Genomic DNA, 18,190 nt, shown 5'->3' on the forward strand with positions numbered 1-18,190 from the left:
AGGATTATATCTCCTGCCCCATTTCTTTTTTCGCCTGTACAATTTCGTCCAGCCGGGGTCTGATACGGGCCTGGCTTTTATTGAATATATTACGCCCCTTATCTATCCCTTTTCTTATTTCAGCTTGTCTTTCCAATGGCATATGAATGGTTTCTTTACATTCTGTACTGCAACATCCTTCATATTTTTCTGCACAGGAAGGACATTGTATAAATAGCAAATGGCAACCATCATTTTTACAGTTGGTATGACTATCGCAAACCGCTCCGCACTGATGACAATGTGCAATGATATCTTGTGTGATACGCTCCCCTAACCTATCATCAAATACAAAGTTTTTCCCTATGAATTTAGGTTCCAGTGCCTGACGTTTTATTTCATTGGCATAATGAATAATACCTCCTTCCAGGTGATACACTTTTTCAAATCCTTTGTGCAACATATAGGCACTGGCTTTTTCACAACGGATTCCTCCCGTGCAATACATCACCACATTCTTATCTTCCTTTCCCTGTAACATTTCTACTGCCATGGGTAATTGCTCCCGGAAAGTATCCGAAGGAATTTCAACCGCATTGGCAAAATGCCCCACTTCATACTCATAGTGGTTGCGCATATCAATCACAATGGTATTGGGGTCGTTCAGCATTTCGTTCATCTGGGCTGCATTTAAATACTTGCCCTTACGCTCCATAGAAAATTCAGGATCGTCAATACCATCCGCTACAATTTTTTCCCTGACTTTTATTTTTAGCACCCAGAAACTTTTCCCCTGTGTTAAAGGATCATTTAAACCAGAAGGGTCTTCTACTGCAATATTCAATCTTAGATTTTCCAGCCCGGAAATAGACTCCATAATCCTTTTAAATTCATCCATATGATGCTCAGGTACACTTATTTGCGCATTAATACCTTCCTTGGCAACATATACCCTTCCAAAAACGGAAATAGCATTGTACATTTTGTACAGTTGATCCCTGAATTCCTGTGGATTCTGGATGGGGAAATAACGATAAAAACTAATGGTAATTCTTTTGAACGTTTCTTGCATCAAACGCTCTTTCAGCTCCTTATTGGAGACACGATTGTGTAGTACTGCCATAAATAAATTTTAGACATAGCTATTGCTATGTTCCGTTAAAAAATGGAGCTGCTTGCAGGGCAGCCAAAATTCATGGCAAAAATACAAATTATCTTCCAACAGGCAATGCAATGCGGATACCCGAACGCTGAGCGCCCCCTTGTTCAACAGAGCGTATATAATCCACCCGAATAACCTTGAAGATATTTTCCAAACCTGCAAAATATTCCAGATAATAATTTCCCTTCTCCAGCATCAAAGCATTGGCACCTGTAACCAAAAACCAATTCAGTTTCTTAAATCCCGGAATTTTATTGGTGAACAAACCATTTAAATGGTATTCAATATGTCCTGTACCATACAATGCTACCGTATTGCTGAACCTGTAATAAGGTGCCAGCTGAAAAGAGCTAGAAAAAGGGCTGGCCAGAATAACCTGGTTGCCAATAAAATGAATCTGATCGGGTTCAAAAACTCTGGTTTTCTGCAAAAAGCCCCCAGTAGAAAAAGCATATTTTAATTCCCCCGCAAGTCCCAGATTCATTTCATCTGAAACATTCAACCGCCATTTGGTATAATCTGCGTCCGCACCCAAAACACCTGAAATGGCTTTGGTAACAGATAAATTAAATGTGGGATAACCTGAACCAATATTCACTTTGCGATCAGGATATTCAATATACCTTGCACCAGGAATCCATGTTAGGCCTGCACTTAACAGGAATGCCTTATGAGGTTGCATAGGTCCTGCACCCATTTCAGAAGGATAATTATTGGAAAAAGATCTGTTAGGGAAATCTTTCCAAAAAGCTATATCAGGAAGATTACTCAATGGTCTTCTATTTTGGAATTGTAAGGAAGCCGAAAAATTCAACCCATTGCCGATGCCTGCACTATAATTCATACGCAAAAAATCTGCCTCATATATTTTCATGAAATTCTGTTCGCGCATCAAAGTGTAAATAGAGTTAATCGGCTCAGAAATAGGAGCAGCATTGTTAAACTGAAAAACTTTTTTACCTCCTGCTATTTGAATGGACTGAAAATATTTTTTGCCGAAACTGTAATTCAAAGATATCGATGGATTAAAATGTTTATTTGCGAATCCATAGCGGAATTCTGGGGTTATAGTTAAAGATTTTCTTCCCTCGTATTGCTTTATCCATTGTGGCGCAATCTTTAATACACCTCCTTCCACTGTATTAAAGTTTAAAGAATTAATAAGCGGATCAATACGAAAAGTTATTTGCTCCTTTCTCTTAGAAAAGAATTTACCGGTAAACAAAATAGCTCCAATACTGATTTTATTTCTAATCTTGTCCAGTGAATCCAGGTAAGCCGGGGATTCTCTAACTTTTTCCAAACTATCTTTTTTCTGATAATCTCTAACTTCTTCTATCAGCAAGGGCAATGGACGGATGCTATCCCAATAAGCCATTGGCTTTTTATTGGCGCTATCTTCATATCGGCGAATTACATTGTTGAAAAATTTGGGGTTAAAAACAGGATCAATATCAAATTGGTTGTACACTTGAAGAAAACTTCCAAAAAAATCAAACCCAAAAAATTTTCCATATGGGTAAATCACTTGCTGTTTAATTACCCAAAAAGATTTTAACGGCACATATTGTTGCTGTATTACCAATGAATCCAGCAATTGCATTTGTTGCTCTCTCACCAGTTTCAATTCCACACTCTGAATATGCCAGTCATTTTCGGTAATATGTATATAACCAGTAAATAATGGTTCATAATTTCTTTTTGGCATCACGCGAATGCGATTGATTTCTTTTCCAGATTCATAAAAAGTCCCCTCAAATTTGTACCGGTAAAAATTCAGGGCATTATCCGATATAGGGGATATAAACCCTCTGGGATTCAAGCCATCTCCCAGAGATACAATATTGTCGTAGAAAGAGATAATCTGTGGATTCCCAAATCCAAAACCATTGCTTCTGCCACTGACTTTTGTAGAAACAATCTCTACTTTTCTTTGATTGGGTTCATTTACAGAATACCTGGCAATTGTTTCAGAAAGGAATAACATCTTTCTTTTACTGGTATCACCATCTTCAAAATCTACTTTCTGTCCCAAAAATGTTTTGGGATAATTCCTGAGCTGCATTTGCCCTTTTATATAAACTTCAGCTGAAAACTTTTTAATCTCAGTTCCATTTTCCTTTCTGCGGGAAATGGCATTTCTGATAATGCCGTATGCCGGATCTTCTCCTCCGGTTTTTACAACCACTTCATTCAATTGATAGGTTTGATTCTCCAGAAAAATATCAAGTCTGATTGGCTGATTGGTAACAACAATATTTTTTTCCTGTGATTGGTATCCTATAAATTGAAAAACCAATGTGTATTTACCCGGGGTGAGCAACAAACTATAAAAACCATCACTGTTGGCTGTTGCCCCTTTGGTTGTGCCTTTGACCAGAACAGAAGAAAATGGTAAAGGAGATCGATTGGTAGCAGAACTAATTACACCTGTAACTGTACTGGCCCAAATGGGCACTTGTACCACCATGAAAATTAAAAGAGCTACTACCTTTTTACACATACATTTTATTTTCAATACAAAAAAAGCCCCAATACCTGAGAATTCAGGTTGGGGCATTATAAAATGATGTTAATTTATTATCCTTTGATGCGTTCCTGCCAGGCAAGCATTCCTCCGGTAACATTAATTAAATTAGAAAAACCGGCAGTTTCAAGTATCAGGCATGCCTGTCCACTTCTGTTTCCGCTTCTGCAATAGATATAGATGGGTTCATTTTTAAAATCTTCAATTTCATCCAATTGCATGGTTTGAATATGTCCTAAGGGAACATGTATTCCTCCAATGTTGAAATCTGCTCTTTCATGGGGCTCTCTTACATCTACCAGATGAATAGCTTCTCCACTATCTAGTTTGGCTTTTAATTCTTCTACAGTTATTGTTTGCATACAATATTTTTAAGGATGATGATTTACGGTATCTTTTACGGGTGCCTGTTCACTAATATAAAGGTCGATTAATTGTCCGGATCTGATTTTATTTTTTGCAGGATTGCCATCCATTCCTGGAGTATCACTCCAAAGAGCGGGATTCTGACGAATGATAAAAGCATTGGCGGAATCTCTAATTGAACCGGCTGCTATAATTGAACCAATATTGATATTCATTCCGGTAAGGGTTGATCTTGCCTGATCCAGCGTAAGACCTACTAAATCCGGCACGTCCAGCTCGTCCCCGCCAACACCGCTGCCCAAAACCAGATTGATGATGGTGCCTATGGGCACTTTCTGACCAGGTTTAACAGGAGTTCCATTAATCAATTGCTCTAAAACAGCATTTCGTGCGATATCAGGTTTATAGGTTACAAATCCAAGCTTTAAACCAAGGCTTTGTAGATACATTTCAGCACTACGAATAGAAAACCCGGTTAGATTAGGCATTTCAACCTGTGGCGGAATGGTTCTATTTAGGGTTAAATAAATTCTTCTGCCTGTTTTTACAATAGCATCCGCTTCAGGCGACTGCCTTATTACAGCCTGTTTGGCAATAGTATCTATGTAAACTGAATCCTGAATTACTACTTCAAATCCCTGATCTTCCAGTAGTTTCTGTGCCGCAATTATATGCTGACCAGCCACATTGGGCACTTTCTCAAACTTTCCATACCCAGTTATCCAGTCAAGTGATCCAAAAAATAAGAGAACTAACAGCAGAATAATTCCTATTCCTGTTAAAATATTTACCCAAAGTGGTTTTTCTGTAATGAACTTGAACACTTGCTATTATTAATTTAGTGAAACGCCTGCTCAATTACGGCTGAATAAAAATCCGTCAAACTCATTCCCATAGCCCTCACTTGCTGAGGAATTACAGAAGCATCGCTTTGACCAGGTACTGTATTTACTTCCAGCATAAATGGCTTCTGGTGTTGAGTATCGTATATAAAATCTACTCTAACCACTCCCCTGCAATTGAAGATTTCATAAACCCTTTTTGCAGCGGCTTCTAAAGAAGATTTCATTTCGTCATCAATGATAGCCGGAGTGGTTTCTATACTTTTCCCCTGATACTTTGCTTCAAAATCAAAGAATTCATTTTGGGTAGTTATTTCTGTAATTGGCAACACCCTGATGATACCATTCTGCTTAAACACCCCAATGGTAAATTCTCTGCCCCCAATAAACTCTTCTACAAGAATCTGATGATCTTCTTTGAAAGCTTTTGTAATGGCCTGCTCAAGTTCTTCAGCTTTGGAGACTTTACTCATACCAATACTACTGCCTCCGTTATTGGGTTTTACAAACAAAGGCAATTGCAATTGGGAAAGAATTTCACTTACTGGAACAGGTGTATGACTGAACAAATGCATGGACTTAGCAACAGCAATACCACCAAACGAAGCAACAGCTACCGTATATCGCTTATTCATAGTTAAAGCAGAAGTAGCGGCATCACAGCTTGTATACGGTAATCCAATCATATCAAAATACCCCTGCAATTTCCCGTCTTCACCAGGAGTGCCATGAATACACATGAGAGCCACGTCAAAATCTATTTTTTCATTGTTTTCCACAATTGAAAAATCGGCTTTGTTTACGGGTAACTTTTCTCCCGAAGTGGATTCATACCACCAACCTGTGGCATTGATATCAATTTTATAAACATCATACTTAGAACGATCCACGTGTGTACCGACCGTTAAAGCACTTTTATAACTGATTTGCGCTTCACCGCTCAACCCGCCTGTAACCAATGCAACTTTTCGCTTCATTTGATAGTTTGTGCAATTAAATATGCATTTTAGCCTTCTTAGCCATTAATTCTTCAATGGTTTCCTGATACATTTCATCAGGCACACAGCAATCTACCGGGCAAACCGCAGCGCATTGAGGTTCTTCATGAAATCCCTGACATTCTGTGCACTTATTGGGAACAATAAAATAGGTATCTAGACTGATTGGAGCAAAACGCTGATCTGCATCAACAGTAGATCCATCCATTAGCTGAAAACTTCCTTTGATAGTGGTTCCGTCGGCAATAGCCCACTCAACGCCACCTTCATAAATTGCATTATTAGGACATTCTGGCTCACAGGCGCCACAATTGATACACTCTTCTGTTATTTTGATTGCCATACGAAATGGGTTTGTTAGGTTTGTAAAATTACTTTTGCAGTACCAAAAATACGGTTGACAAATGATTTTACAAGAACGAATTGGATTATTATCCCAATTAGGTCAATATATGCAGGCCAATCCCCCTGAATGGCAAGAAGCTAAAGAACGGGCTTATCGGGAAAACCAGTGGTTTATCCCTGAGTTCATAGAAAAAGCCAGTCAGCAAATTGCCCAAACCTTTCTGGATGAAAAACAACTGACAGCTTGGGCTGAAAAATACCAGGTTCCTGCTTCAATACTCCTTCCGAAACAGGTGGGTATTGTAATGGCGGGAAATATTCCACTGGTAGGTTTTCACGACTTCCTATGTGTGTTTGTTTCAGGTCATATCAGTGTAATTAAACCTTCTTCCAAAGACGAAGTACTTATTAAGCACCTGGTAGCCAAATTGTATGAATGGGATGTTAGAATACAGAACTGGGTATCTTTTGCAGAAAAATTGAAAGGGCTGGATGCCTACATTGCAACCGGCAGTAACAATTCCAGTAGATACTTTGATTATTATTTTGGCAAATACCCGAATATTATCAGAAAAAACAGAACTTCTGTTGCTATTTTAGGGGGATCAGAATCGCCGGAAACACTATCCTTACTTGCAGATGACGTATTGCAATATTTTGGCTTGGGTTGTAGAAATGTAACACAGGTGTATGTGCCCGACAATTATAATTTTGAACCCTTGCTGGATGCCCTGAAGAAATATCCTGAATTCATAGACTACCATAAATACAAACACAACTACGACTATCACCTGGCATTACTTATCATGGGCGGTAAATATTTCATGAATAACGACCTGGTCGTACTTACAGAAAACAGTTCTCCTTTTTCCCCGGTGAGTCAACTACATTACACCTATTATCAAGACCGGGAAATCCTTCTAGAACAACTAAAAAAAGACGAGAATATCCAATGTATAGTTGCAGAGGGAATGGTGGATTTTGGAAGGGCACAGACACCCGGACTAAGCGACTATGCGGATGGAGTTGATACCATGGAATTCTTAACAGGCTTATAAGCTGACATTTTTTCGGAAAAATTTGTTAAATGGTGTCATTGGTCAACTGTCAATTAAACAGCTTTGTTTATTTGCTATCTAATAGGCACATTAATTGATTAAATTTATTAAAACAAACAGCGTATATGAATTGGAAAAATGGTTTACTGATCGTAGGCATTAGTGCCTCTACCGCCCTAGCAAGTGTTTGGGGCTACGGTAAATATATGGAGAACCAGCAGGCTGGAATTCAGGAACAGGGAAAATTACCTGTTAACTATGCTGGATTTATGGGGGGCGCCAATAATGCAGCAAATAATGCAATAGATTTTACTGCGGCTGCCACTACCGGAACCCCTGCCGTTGTACACATTAAAACCAGAACCAAGGCCAAACAAATCAGCAATTCTCAACGCCAGCGTAATCCCTTTGCGGATATGTTCGGTGATGACTTCGGCGATTTCTTCGGGGGTCCAAGAATTCAGCCGGAACAGAGGGCTAGTGGTAGTGGGGTAATCATCACAGAAGATGGTTATATCGTTACCAACAACCACGTAATTGACGGAGCTGATGAAATAAATGTTACCCTGGCCAATAAAAAATCTTACAAAGCCACTTTGATTGGGCAGGATCCAAACAGTGATTTAGCTGTGATTAAAATTGAAGGAAAATCATTCCCCTATATTGTTTATGGCAATAGCGATGACGCCAAATTAGGACAATGGGTACTTGCCATAGGTTATCCGTTCAGTTTAGACGTAACCGTAACTGCCGGAATCATCAGTGCAAAAGCCAGATCCATAGATATCAATGGAAGACAGGGTGCCAATCCAATTGAATCCTTTATTCAGACAGATGCAGCTGTGAATCCTGGAAATAGTGGTGGTGCACTTATCAACACGAATGGAGAACTCATTGGTATCAACTCTGCCATCGCATCACCAACAGGATCTTATGCAGGATATTCTTATGCCATACCCGTAAATATGGTCAAGAAAATAGTAACCGACATTGTTAAATTCGGTACGGTTCAAAGAGCTTATATTGGTATCAGCTATCCTAAGGAAAACTTATCTGATGAAGCTAAGAGAGAACTTGAAAAAGAATTGGGTACTGCCTATAAGGAAGGAGAAGGCGTTTATATTACTGATACTCCTGAAGGGGGTGCTGCTGCAAGTGCAGGTTTAAAGAAAGGAGACATTATTACGAAAATTCAGGGTGTTAATATTACCAGTGGACCTGAATTACAGGAACAAGTGGCCCGTTATAAACCGGGGGATAAGGTTACTGTACAATACAAGCGCGGAGGAAAGGAAAACACCGTAACCATTACCTTGAAAAATAAAGCAGGCAATACAGATTTAGTTAGACGCAGCAGTGTAATTGAAAAACTGGGAGGAGAACTGGTTAATCTGGATAAGAAAGTAGCTACTGCTAATGATGTTCCTGGAGGTGTATTGGTGAAGAAAGTAGGCAATGGCTTGTTGAGTAAGAGCCGTATGGAAGATGGCTTTGTTATCACCGGCATCAACGGTAAAGAAATCGTAAACCTGGACGAACTCAAGATTGCATTAGGCAGTATTAAAACGGGAACCATCCGTATAGACGGTTTCTATCCTGGATTCGAAGGAAGATATACTTATCCGCTTCAGATTACTGAAGAATAAAATAAATTTCAACTTTAAAAGCCAACTGGAAACTAAAAGCCCCGCATTATGATGCGGGGCTTTTTTTATCAATCATTTATTTTTTCATACACCAGGTACTCCCCTGCCTGTAATTCAAAACTTTCTGCATGCTTAAATTGAAATGTTAAGTCTGAAAACAGATTCCTGAATTTTCCTTTTAACCAATCATGCTCAATTGAAATTCGTAATCTGTTGTGCTTTGAAACATTCAACAATACTAAAACTATTTCTTTGCCGCTTCTTCTGAAAAAAGCCATCAGAGAGTGGTCATGATCAGAAGGAAGAATATGCGTTTCACCTTTATAAATTGCTGCATTTCTAATTCTTAATCCTGAAAGCTTCTGATAAAAAGAATGCAATGATGGCTGTTCTTTCCATTCAATTAAATCCTTGTCAAAAAATGCCAATCGCTTCAGCAGTGGATTTTCCTGACCACTATAAATTAAAGGCATTCCTGACCAGGTAAAAGAAAATACAGACCATGCAAGTGCTGCTGAGCCATATTTCTCGTATTCAGTACCATTCCAGCTATTTTCATCATGATTCGAAGTGAAAAATAGTTTAATGGCATGTCTTGGGTATTGCGAATAAGCATGTAATACATTTCGTATTTCATGTAAACTGCTGTGCCCTTCCGCATATCTGCCCGTTTCATGCATCCACCACCAGGCATAAGTGGCATCAAAAACCTGATGATAGTCCTGCACTTCACATTCTGCCAACCAGAAAAGGGGCTTGGTTAATTCACAGCTTAATCTGGCCTGCTGCCAGAAATCAATCGGCACTAAATGTGCCATATCACAACGGAAACCGTCAATATCAAATTCATTTACCCAATAGCGCATGGATTTAATGAGTTCATGTCTCATTTCCGGCACGGCAAAATTCAGATCAATAACATCCTTCCATCCATTTTTTTCAGTGAAATTTCCTTCTTCGTCCTGCATAATCCAGTCGGGATGTTCCAAAGTCCAGTGATGATCACAACCGGTGTGATTAGCCACCCAGTCAATAATCACTTTCAATCCAAGGGCATGGGCATTTTCAACCAATGCTTTAAAATCTTCCTTATTACCAAATTCCGGATTGATATCTGTATAACTGCTACAGGCATAATAGCTCCCTAAACTCCCCTGTCTGCCAACCTTACTAATGGGAGTAATGGGCATCAGCCAAAGTAGGGTAACCCCCATATCTTTTAGCCTTGGCAGATGTTTTGCAAATGCAGCAAAAGTTCCTTCAGGGGTATATTGTCTTATATTAACCTCATATAAAATAGCCGTATGTGCCCATGGCACTACGTGAAAAGATGACTTCATGGTTACCAAATCTTATACGGTAAGATAAGGGTTTATCGTTTGAAAAAACCCAAAACAACACTAAAAGCAACTACAGCCAATGCGCCGGCAACATTCAACCAAAGAAAGCCTAAGCCTATTACATTGTATTTATCCAGTAGAAATAATGCTATCACTAGCAATTCACCAATAACAGCTGCCCAGAAAACAGCCGTGCCGCCTATTTTTTTAAAATAAAATGCCACTAAAAAAATTCCGAGGATTACACCGTAAAAGAGCGACCCCAAAACATTAACAGCTTCAATCAAACTTCCCATTCCTGTAGCAAACTGTGCTGTGATTATGCAAAATACTCCCCAGAAAAAAGTATACCATTTAGAGAGTTGATAATCTTTTAATGATTGTACAGCTATATCAACTGAATCCTTAGCACTAAAAAATCGTTTATGAAAATCAACCATGGTGCAGGAAGCCAAGGAATTCAAGGCAGCAGCAATAGAACCCCAGGCAGCCAGAAATATGATGGCAATCAATAATCCTACCAACCCTGCAGGCAAAAAGTCTACCACAAATCGCAGGAAAATATAATTGGTATCATTGGTGTCAGCAGCAGGCACTGCCTTTTTTATAACCGTTTTATATTCTTTTTTTAGAGCAGCCAATTTTTCTGCCCCAATCGCCACACTGTCTTTTAATTGAGGTGTAGATTTTAAAATATACAATTTGCTATTTGCCTGCTGATTAAATTGCTGTTCTTCAAACTGATATCTGATTTGTAGCAATGAATCTTTATATGGCGTCTGCATGGCTTTGTCTTCTGCAGCTTTGTTAAAGAAAATAGGGGATGGATTAAATTGATAAAAGGTAAACAAAAGAGCTCCCAGTAAAAGAATGAAAAACTGCATAGGAACTTTAACCAGGCCATTCATGAGTAAGCCCAACTTACTTTCTGATTCACTTTTGGCGGTTAAGTATCGTCCCACCTGCGATTGATCTGTACCAAAATAAGAAAGGGCAAGAAAAAAACCACCAATAATTCCACTGATGATATTATAACGGTCTTTCCAGTCAAAGCCGTTTTCAGTAAATCCGGTGGTAATTACATTCATTTTTCCAGCGGCACCACTAACTGCCAGGGCTTCACTAAAACCAACATTTTCCGGAAGATGTTTTACAATCAGGTAACCTGCTATAAACATTCCAATAAAAATGATAATTAATTGCAACTGCTGCGTATATGCAACGGCTTTGGCTCCTCCGGTAACCGTATACACAATTAACAAACCACCCATTACAATATTGGTATAGTAAATATCCCAGCCCATCAGGGAAGATAGAATAATGGAAGGCGCATAAATACTGATGCCGGTAGATAACCCTCTTGACAATAAAAAAAGCGCTGATGTAAAAGTTCTTGTTTTAACATCGAAGCGTTGCTCAAGATATTCATAAGCTGTAATCACTTTTAATTTGCTGAAGAGCGGAACAAATGTGATACACAAAACCACCATTGCAATAGGAATACCAAAATAATACTGAACAAAACGCATCCCATCAGTAAATGCCTGTCCGGGAGCAGAAAGAAAAGTAATCGCACTGGCTTGAGTTCCCATAATACTCAGCAACACAATATACCAGGGCATATTTCGGTTACTCAGAAAATAGCCTTCCATGTCTTTACTGGTCTTGCTTTTGTAAACACCATAAGCAATAATTCCAGTAAGCGTTACTATTAAAACAATCCAATCAGTCAGTCTCATTTAAACAAGTTTGTTATCCATTCAAATAAAACAATCTGACACAGCAAAACAACTAATATAAATATATACCAGCTGCGCCATGATTTAAACAACGGTACTTTCTCTTTCATTTTTTAGACCTTGAGTTTAATAATCCACCTCCCAATAATCCCAACGCCAATCCAATCAACAATCCTGCTTTCACATTTTTCAAAAAGAGTCCAACTATTACCCCAATGATAACAAGCATGAAAAAACTAATTTTTTTCTTGGTTGCATAATTATTTATTGGCAGTAGCCGCAATTAAGTTAGCCAATAATTTATAACTACCCGGAACTCCTGCTGGCAGCTGCCTGAATAAGACCAGACTAACATAAGTAAAATATCCTTTTCCATAACTGGCAGTAACCAAACTTCCCTTTGTAGGCGCATCATTGCTATCCTTCATTTGAAAAAATGCTTCATAAGGTGCTTTTACTGGCTCCATCTGATAAGTACTTCTCTCCTGAACCCAATTGTCAAAATCCTTTTCACTAATCAGGTTCGGATAATTCATAATTGGGTGTTTGCTATTCAGAAATTCCACTGGTGCATTTTCTTCCGTAACTCGAACACCAGACACAGAAAAGTCGTAAGGACCCACTTTAACACGCTTGTTTCCCACCAAATTATTCTTTAAATACTGTACAATTAAATGTCCCCCATTCTCAATGTATTGATTAAGTACATCATTTTTATTCGTGAGCCACTCATGAATATTATAGGCCCTGATACCAACTACCACTGCAGCATATTGAGAAAGTTTGGATAGAACAATATCAGACTCTTGTAAAATATCAACAGTATGACCCAGTTGCAGTAATGCTTCGGGTACTTTGTCGCCTGCACCTACTATGTATCCCACTTTCTTGGGCGTTGAAAAAATAGTTTCGTCAATCAATTGTATCTGGTCTTTGTACAAGTAATTGATTGCGGGTATATGATCATAATGAATTGATTTCAATTGCTGATCAAATGAAAAGTCTTGTCCATTTCGCTTTAACTGAACTTCACCGGTTATTGCATTCCCCTTTTCTTTTTAAGTACTTCTGACAAGGGAAGCGAGTATGGATAAATATTACCTGCAACTAAATTATAAGTGGTGTCTTTGGAAACAAGCAAGTTTTTATCGTCCCTCAAACCCAATTTTACCGGCACAGAATTAGCTGTAAAATTAGACTTGAACTGAAGCTGGATGTCTGGCTGAGGTATCTTCTTTTTATCGGGTGTTTTTAAATCTGAAATAATTACTTTTTTATTCAGCGAAACCAAGACGGGTGGAATAACAGTAAGCGGTTCATACAATTCGCCTCTAACCAGATCTACATATTTGTATTGCAGAGGAGTCCTGAAATTAAAGGTTTCTCCGTAAACAGTAAAGGTAAAACTAGCTTCAAAATCCGGTAAGGAATTAGCAAGTCCAATTAAATGTTGGTCCGAAACATTAAATGTTCCCATATCATTCATAGGAGATGCCAGCCAATAAGGCTGACTAAGCGGTTGATTGGCAGGAATAGTGTACTGATATGTAAAATTGAAATTGTTATTGTTTTGCAAAGGCAGCTGCATAGATGAATCAAAGGCTATTTTACCCTGAGATTTCAGCTGTATCTGCAACAAATTGATATTCGCTTCGCTTCGTTTATTAATCAGGAACTGAATACCCAATTTTTCACCAGGAATCGCATATTCCATTTCAGTAGTTGCTTCAGCAATCAATCCTGAACTGGCAGCAATTAAACGGGACAATTCAGATAATTTCTGATCCTTCCATATTGCATTCATAGAGATTGATTGAATCTGTCGATACAATTCTACAAGTTTAGGTACTGCATTTTCAGGTTTTACAAATTGGAAATCACGAATCAATGCATCTATTTTCTGCTCTACCATTTTACCTGAATTCCCAAATCTGCTCCAATCGGTAATTACTCCATCCATTAACTGAGTCTTAGCAGAGTCTCCGGCAATCGTTACAAAATATTCATACAGTGGCCCTTTTCTTCTAGGCCTGCCTTCTCCCTGACTTTTGTGCATGGATCTGGCTTCTCCTCCAACTTCTCCGTAACTCTGACCAAGAAAGGAATTAAAAACTCCAGCATTTATTTTTAACTGATTTTCACTGGTTGTATTGGCACCTCCGAAATTGAAGGTATTCCATAACAATCTTTTAGCTTGCCAGATATCAACTCCCATTTTTAATTGTTCCGGAAATTGATTTGGATCTGCTGCAGCTTTGAATGCCTCTATGGATAAAATGGCGGAAGAAGCATGATGTCCATGTCCGGCTCTGGCATCTGGCGGGAAACGGTTGATAATGATATCAGGTTGGAATTTCCTGATTACCCATACCATATCCGCCAGCACTTTTTGCTTATCCCAGATAGATAGTGTCTCGGTTGAGGTTTTACTGAACCCGAACTCATAGGCACTGGTAAAATACTGTTCTGACCCATCAATTTTTCTTGCTGCCAGTAATTCCTGTGTTCTGATAAGACCAAGATCTATCCCTTGCTCTGAACCAATCAGATTTTGTCCCCCATCTCCTCTTGTTAAACTGAGATAGGCAGTCCTGTATTTTTTCTCTTTAGCCAAAAATGGCAAAAGGCTATTGTTTTCATCATCCGGATGGGCAGCAATATATAAAACACTGCCCACCACTTTCAGTTTTTGTAATTCCTGAAAAATTGCCGCGCTTCCCATAGGTTCAGGCAACTGTGCTTTCAGACCAGAGAACCCCATGCACCATGCCGCAATAAAGGCCATAACAAAGTATCTAACCATTACATTCAAATGCATAAACAAATTGGTGTTTAAACGAAGATAACCATAGTTATCGCTCTTGCTTAACCATTCAAAAAAAAATATGATGAGTATCATAATTGCGGGTAATGCAGGTCATATTTCACTCATTATTAGCTACTTAGCTTCGCATAAAATATTCGATTATGAAAAAAATAATGACAGCCTTATTGCTTATTGTGGTTAGCCTAGGTGCTAACGCTCAGAAGAAAGGATTACAGGGTACCAGCTTCGTAACCTCTCAGTTTGGCTATACCCAAATGAAAGATGGTATTGACAAGAATACCAATTTAACGGTATTACCCATCGTTGGAACTTTTGTATCTCCTTCTGTAGCTATTGGTGCCGGTATTGGAACAGTTAATATAAAATCAGTAAGTGGCGCAACCACCAATGCCAATACCAGTTTATTTGTATTTCAACCATTGGTAAGAAAATACTGGAACGTTGCCGGAAGTATGTATTTTTTTGGTCAACTGGCTGCACCTATCATCAGTGGTAAAGAAAAGCAAAGCGAATTGAAAGTAACACAGATAGGACTTGCTGCATCTGGTGGCTTTGATATGATTCTAGGCAAACATTTCAGTGTTGAGTTCTCGTATAACCTGGCTAACCTTTCTTTTACTACATTGACTCCAAAAACCGGCAACAAAACAACCATTACCGATTTCTCTCTGGCACATGTAGCGAATGTAGAAAGTGCATACAATACTGCTCTAGGTGGAAGCAATCCAACATTAACTACCCCACTATCATTTGGATTTAAATTTTTGTTTTAGTTTAGAAAAATTGGATTTTTCAACCGGTCAATCTTTTTGACCGGTTTTTTATTTTTTATACCCCTACTGTATAACATTCAACACTAGAAATGAGTCTACGAATCAGAAACCTGTTTAATTTGCAGACACTAATCGTATTTCTATATTCATTTCAATATGAGCAAACCTATTATTATACTTTTATCTAGCTTTCTTGTTTCTCTTTCATCATTTGCTCAAACGATTCAGAAAATACCCTTGGATGGAAACCGTTGGTACCAATTAACCAATGCAGAAAAGGGGCTGCAACAATTAACAGATGGGGATTTATATACCCCTGTAGACGCCCAATACGATAAAATTATACCCTTGCACGAATCTTATTATCCATTATTGAAAGGAGAATCAATGATAATTCAAAGTGTTAGGTTCTATGATTGGGTCGGCATGAGTTCACAGCCCTTTGTGCTCTATATCATCGACAGCAATTGGACAAGGAAACCCATTGCTTCATTCGATGGAAGCAAATACGATAGATGGGTTGGCCCCTACCCCAACAGACCCGATATTATTCAGCTGGATACCCCTGCCACCAATATTATGTATCTGATGCTGGTTTCGCAAAATGATTATCCTTCCGAAATGGAGCTGTACGGTACTTATAAAGCACCTTTACCCGTAACTACGGTTATCAAAAAGAAAAATCCACTTTCGGGCTTATTGGGCATCAATGGGTATGAATGGAACTTTTCAGACGCAAGAACAGACCCATTTAGTATAGATCCTATCAGGCTAAAAACAGTAAAGCAGTTTGGGGGATTCAGGCACTATATGGATTGGCAGAAACTGGAATACAGACAGGGCAGTTATACCTATAGTCCTACCAGAAGTGGCAGCTGGAATTACGATGCCATCTATGAAGCCTGTAAAAAGGAGGGCATCCCTGTATTGGCCTGCTTAAAAACATTACCAGACTGGATGCTGGCATCTTATCCGGATAATTTAAAAGACAACGAAAATAATCCGGTATTCTATGGCAAAAACCTAAGTGATCCTGCTTCTTATATTGAACAGGCTAAAGTTGGTTTTCAGTATGTGGCACGCTATGGAAAAAATAAAAATATTAATCCAGCCTTATTAAATGTATTTGACTCCTCCAGATTTACCGGAGATGAAATCAATACCATAAAAATTGGTCTAGGACTGATTGAATACATTGAATGTGAAAATGAAAGAGACAAGTGGTGGAAGGGAAGAAAAGCCTATCAGACCGGAAGAGAGTATGCAGCCAATTTATCTGCTTTTTACGATGGGCATAAAGGCAGTTTAGGAACCGGCGTTGGCGTAAAGAACGCAGACAGTTCCATCAAGGTAGTAATGGCAGGAGTAGCACTGGCATCAACTGATTATTTCAGAGGCATGATTGATTGGTGCAAAGAATTCAGAGGTTTTCTACCAGACGGATCCGTAAATATATGCTGGGATATCATCAATTACCATCTTTATACGAATGACTCCAAAGCCCAACGCGGCATTGCGCCAGAACTAAAATCGAATAATACCAATGCAGATTCAACTGCAAAAGCTTTCATATTAAATGCAGCAATTTACTTAAATAATATGCCCGTTTGGGTTACAGAAACAGGTTATGATATCAACCCTGGCAGTCCTAATAAGGCAATAGTCGTAGGGAATAAAACGGTATTACAGACACAAGCAGACTGGTTGCTCAGAACAGCCCTATTATATGCCAGAAACGGAATTGAAAAACAGTTTTTTTACCAACTGGAAGATGATAATACAGGATCACCTAAACTATATGCAACCAGTGGTTTATTGGGAGATGCATTGAGTAACAGACCTGCTGCAGATTATATATACCAAACAAAAATGCAGTTTGGAAATTATGTATTTAATCAATCCCTTAATGCAGACCCCATAGTAGATGAATATTTACTGAACGATACCGGGAAAATGTATGTAGTATATATTCCTGATGAAAAAGGCAGAACCGGAGTCTATACCTTACAAATAGGCAATGCTGATTCTGCCTATATCTATACGCCCACAGCAGGTGCCAGTGAAATGACTGTGAGTAAATTTAAAGTCAACAATGGGAATATCATTGTAAATGCCTCCGAAACACCGGTCTTTGTAAAACCGGTTGGAAGGTCAGGAGGTAATCCTACAACCGTTACCGGTATTCAACTATTTCCCAATCCGGTAAAACATTCTATAACCATACAGGGATTGCAAAATGGGAAACAGCAGCATTTAACGGTATTTAATAGCATCGGGAAGAGGGTTTCTCAGGCCATAACCACAAGTAATACCTTTCAGATGAATATGGCTTCTCTGCCGACCGGCATCTACTATCTGGAAATAAGGAACAACGATCAGAAACAAACCCTGAGCTTTATTAAAAGTAACTAAAAGCAAAAAGCCACTCAAATGAGTGGCTTTTGCGGACCGGACGGGACTCGAACCCGCGACCTCCGCCGTGACAGGGCGGCATTCTAACCAACTGAACTACCGATCCATTCCTTTGTTCGACAGGTTATGTCGTTTTTGGGATTGCAAAGATAAGGGGAAAAGAGTTTTTCAAACAA

15 protein-coding genes and 1 tRNA gene are annotated in these 18,190 nt (G+C 38.8%); 4 read left to right on the plus strand and 12 right to left on the minus strand.

Translation table 11 applies throughout. From position 1 onward, the window contains the following. Nucleotides 1-4: 4 nt before the first annotated feature. The 6 genes from F777_RS0111810 to F777_RS0111835 all read right to left on the minus strand — a co-directional run bounded on the left by F777_RS0111810 (nucleotide 5) and on the right by F777_RS0111835 (nucleotide 6,217). Entirely contained in the window at nucleotides 5-1,102 is a 1,098-nt protein-coding gene (locus F777_RS0111810; protein WP_026752220.1) for an oxygen-dependent tRNA uridine(34) hydroxylase TrhO, read from the minus strand. 88 nt (nucleotides 1,103-1,190) lie between these two features. Beyond that, nucleotides 1,191-3,644 carry a DUF5686 and carboxypeptidase regulatory-like domain-containing protein gene (locus F777_RS0111815; protein WP_161631514.1) on the minus strand — a complete coding sequence of 818 codons (2,454 nt, stop codon included), beginning with the start codon at nucleotides 3,642-3,644 and terminating at the stop codon, nucleotides 1,191-1,193. A 77-nt stretch (nucleotides 3,645-3,721) separates the two neighbouring features. Continuing rightward, nucleotides 3,722-4,030, minus strand: coding sequence for a rhodanese-like domain-containing protein (locus F777_RS0111820; RefSeq protein WP_026752222.1), 309 nt, complete (start codon nucleotides 4,028-4,030; stop codon nucleotides 3,722-3,724). Nucleotides 4,031-4,039: 9 nt separating this feature from the next. Continuing rightward, nucleotides 4,040-4,858, minus strand: a complete 819-nt coding sequence (locus tag F777_RS0111825; RefSeq protein ID WP_051408596.1) for a PASTA domain-containing protein — start codon at nucleotides 4,856-4,858, stop codon at nucleotides 4,040-4,042. Nucleotides 4,859-4,872: 14 nt separating this feature from the next. After that, on the minus strand, nucleotides 4,873-5,853 hold the full coding sequence (locus tag F777_RS0111830; protein WP_026752224.1) for a D-alanine--D-alanine ligase: 981 nt from the start codon (nucleotides 5,851-5,853) through the stop codon (nucleotides 4,873-4,875). Nucleotides 5,854-5,869: 16 nt separating this feature from the next. Next, nucleotides 5,870-6,217 (minus strand): 4Fe-4S dicluster domain-containing protein, encoded by a 348-nt coding sequence (locus F777_RS0111835; protein ID WP_026752225.1) that lies wholly within the window; start codon nucleotides 6,215-6,217, stop codon nucleotides 5,870-5,872. A gap of 61 nt (nucleotides 6,218-6,278) precedes the next feature. Here F777_RS0111835 and F777_RS0111840 point away from each other — a divergent pair, with 61 nt between their 5' ends. Then, nucleotides 6,279-7,277 (plus strand): acyl-CoA reductase, encoded by a 999-nt coding sequence (locus F777_RS0111840; RefSeq protein WP_026752226.1) that lies wholly within the window; start codon nucleotides 6,279-6,281, stop codon nucleotides 7,275-7,277. A 125-nt stretch (nucleotides 7,278-7,402) separates the two neighbouring features. Then, complete coding sequence (locus F777_RS0111845) at nucleotides 7,403-8,923, plus strand: S1C family serine protease (protein WP_026752227.1); 1,521 nt, start codon at nucleotides 7,403-7,405, stop codon at nucleotides 8,921-8,923. Nucleotides 8,924-8,991: 68 nt separating this feature from the next. Here the strand turns inward: F777_RS0111845 and F777_RS16665 are convergent, their stop codons facing one another. The 5 genes from F777_RS16665 to F777_RS16675 all read right to left on the minus strand — a co-directional run bounded on the left by F777_RS16665 (nucleotide 8,992) and on the right by F777_RS16675 (nucleotide 14,901). After that, nucleotides 8,992-10,263 (minus strand): alpha-amylase family glycosyl hydrolase, encoded by a 1,272-nt coding sequence (locus F777_RS16665; protein ID WP_037369430.1) that lies wholly within the window; start codon nucleotides 10,261-10,263, stop codon nucleotides 8,992-8,994. A 32-nt stretch (nucleotides 10,264-10,295) separates the two neighbouring features. After that, a complete protein-coding gene (locus F777_RS0111855; RefSeq protein ID WP_026752228.1) occupies nucleotides 10,296-12,002 on the minus strand; it encodes a sodium:solute symporter family protein in 1,707 nt (568 codons plus the stop codon). A gap of 106 nt (nucleotides 12,003-12,108) precedes the next feature. Continuing rightward, on the minus strand, nucleotides 12,109-12,231 hold the full coding sequence (locus tag F777_RS18495; RefSeq protein ID WP_255326483.1) for a hypothetical protein: 123 nt from the start codon (nucleotides 12,229-12,231) through the stop codon (nucleotides 12,109-12,111). 31 nt (nucleotides 12,232-12,262) lie between these two features. Then, a complete protein-coding gene (locus F777_RS16670) occupies nucleotides 12,263-12,985 on the minus strand; it encodes a hypothetical protein (RefSeq protein WP_037369433.1) in 723 nt (240 codons plus the stop codon). A gap of 53 nt (nucleotides 12,986-13,038) precedes the next feature. Beyond that, nucleotides 13,039-14,901, minus strand: coding sequence for a PIG-L family deacetylase (locus F777_RS16675; RefSeq protein ID WP_081720513.1), 1,863 nt, complete (start codon nucleotides 14,899-14,901; stop codon nucleotides 13,039-13,041). A gap of 68 nt (nucleotides 14,902-14,969) precedes the next feature. On the opposite strand from F777_RS16675, the gene F777_RS0111870 reads away from it, so the two are divergent. After that, nucleotides 14,970-15,602, plus strand: coding sequence for a hypothetical protein (locus F777_RS0111870; RefSeq protein ID WP_026752229.1), 633 nt, complete (start codon nucleotides 14,970-14,972; stop codon nucleotides 15,600-15,602). Between the two features lie 156 nt (nucleotides 15,603-15,758). Then, nucleotides 15,759-18,014, plus strand: a complete 2,256-nt coding sequence (locus F777_RS16680) for a T9SS type A sorting domain-containing protein (RefSeq protein WP_051408598.1) — start codon at nucleotides 15,759-15,761, stop codon at nucleotides 18,012-18,014. Between the two features lie 32 nt (nucleotides 18,015-18,046). On the opposite strand, the gene F777_RS0111880 is transcribed toward F777_RS16680, so the two are convergent. Next, a tRNA-Asp gene (locus F777_RS0111880) sits at nucleotides 18,047-18,120 on the minus strand. Nucleotides 18,121-18,190: the final 70 nt, after the last annotated feature.

The sequence above is a fragment of the Sediminibacterium sp. C3 genome, assembly GCF_000508085.1.
Taxonomy (GTDB): Bacteria; Bacteroidota; Bacteroidia; order Chitinophagales; family Chitinophagaceae; genus Sediminibacterium.

Excerpts from the sequence above, each read along its gene's own strand:
- F777_RS0111820 (WP_026752222.1), bottom strand. The coding sequence starts at position 4,030 with ATGCAAACAATAACTGTAGAAGAATTAAAAGCCAAACTAGATAGTGGA.
- F777_RS0111835 (WP_026752225.1), bottom strand. The coding sequence starts at position 6,217 with ATGGCAATCAAAATAACAGAAGAGTGTATCAATTGTGGCGCCTGTGAG.
- F777_RS16675 (WP_081720513.1), bottom strand. The coding sequence starts at position 14,901 with ATGATACTCATCATATTTTTTTTTGAATGGTTAAGCAAGAGCGATAAC.
- F777_RS0111810 (WP_026752220.1), bottom strand. The coding sequence starts at position 1,102 with ATGGCAGTACTACACAATCGTGTCTCCAATAAGGAGCTGAAAGAGCGT.
- F777_RS0111855 (WP_026752228.1), bottom strand. The coding sequence starts at position 12,002 with ATGAGACTGACTGATTGGATTGTTTTAATAGTAACGCTTACTGGAATT.
- F777_RS16665 (WP_037369430.1), bottom strand. The coding sequence starts at position 10,263 with ATGAAGTCATCTTTTCACGTAGTGCCATGGGCACATACGGCTATTTTA.
- F777_RS0111815 (WP_161631514.1), bottom strand. The coding sequence starts at position 3,644 with ATGTGTAAAAAGGTAGTAGCTCTTTTAATTTTCATGGTGGTACAAGTG.
- F777_RS0111830 (WP_026752224.1), bottom strand. The coding sequence starts at position 5,853 with ATGAAGCGAAAAGTTGCATTGGTTACAGGCGGGTTGAGCGGTGAAGCG.
- F777_RS16680 (WP_051408598.1), top strand. The coding sequence starts at position 15,759 with ATGAGCAAACCTATTATTATACTTTTATCTAGCTTTCTTGTTTCTCTT.
- F777_RS0111840 (WP_026752226.1), top strand. The coding sequence starts at position 6,279 with ATGATTTTACAAGAACGAATTGGATTATTATCCCAATTAGGTCAATAT.
- F777_RS18495 (WP_255326483.1), bottom strand. The coding sequence starts at position 12,231 with ATGCTTGTTATCATTGGGGTAATAGTTGGACTCTTTTTGAAAAATGTG.
- F777_RS0111845 (WP_026752227.1), top strand. The coding sequence starts at position 7,403 with ATGAATTGGAAAAATGGTTTACTGATCGTAGGCATTAGTGCCTCTACC.
- F777_RS0111870 (WP_026752229.1), top strand. The coding sequence starts at position 14,970 with ATGAAAAAAATAATGACAGCCTTATTGCTTATTGTGGTTAGCCTAGGT.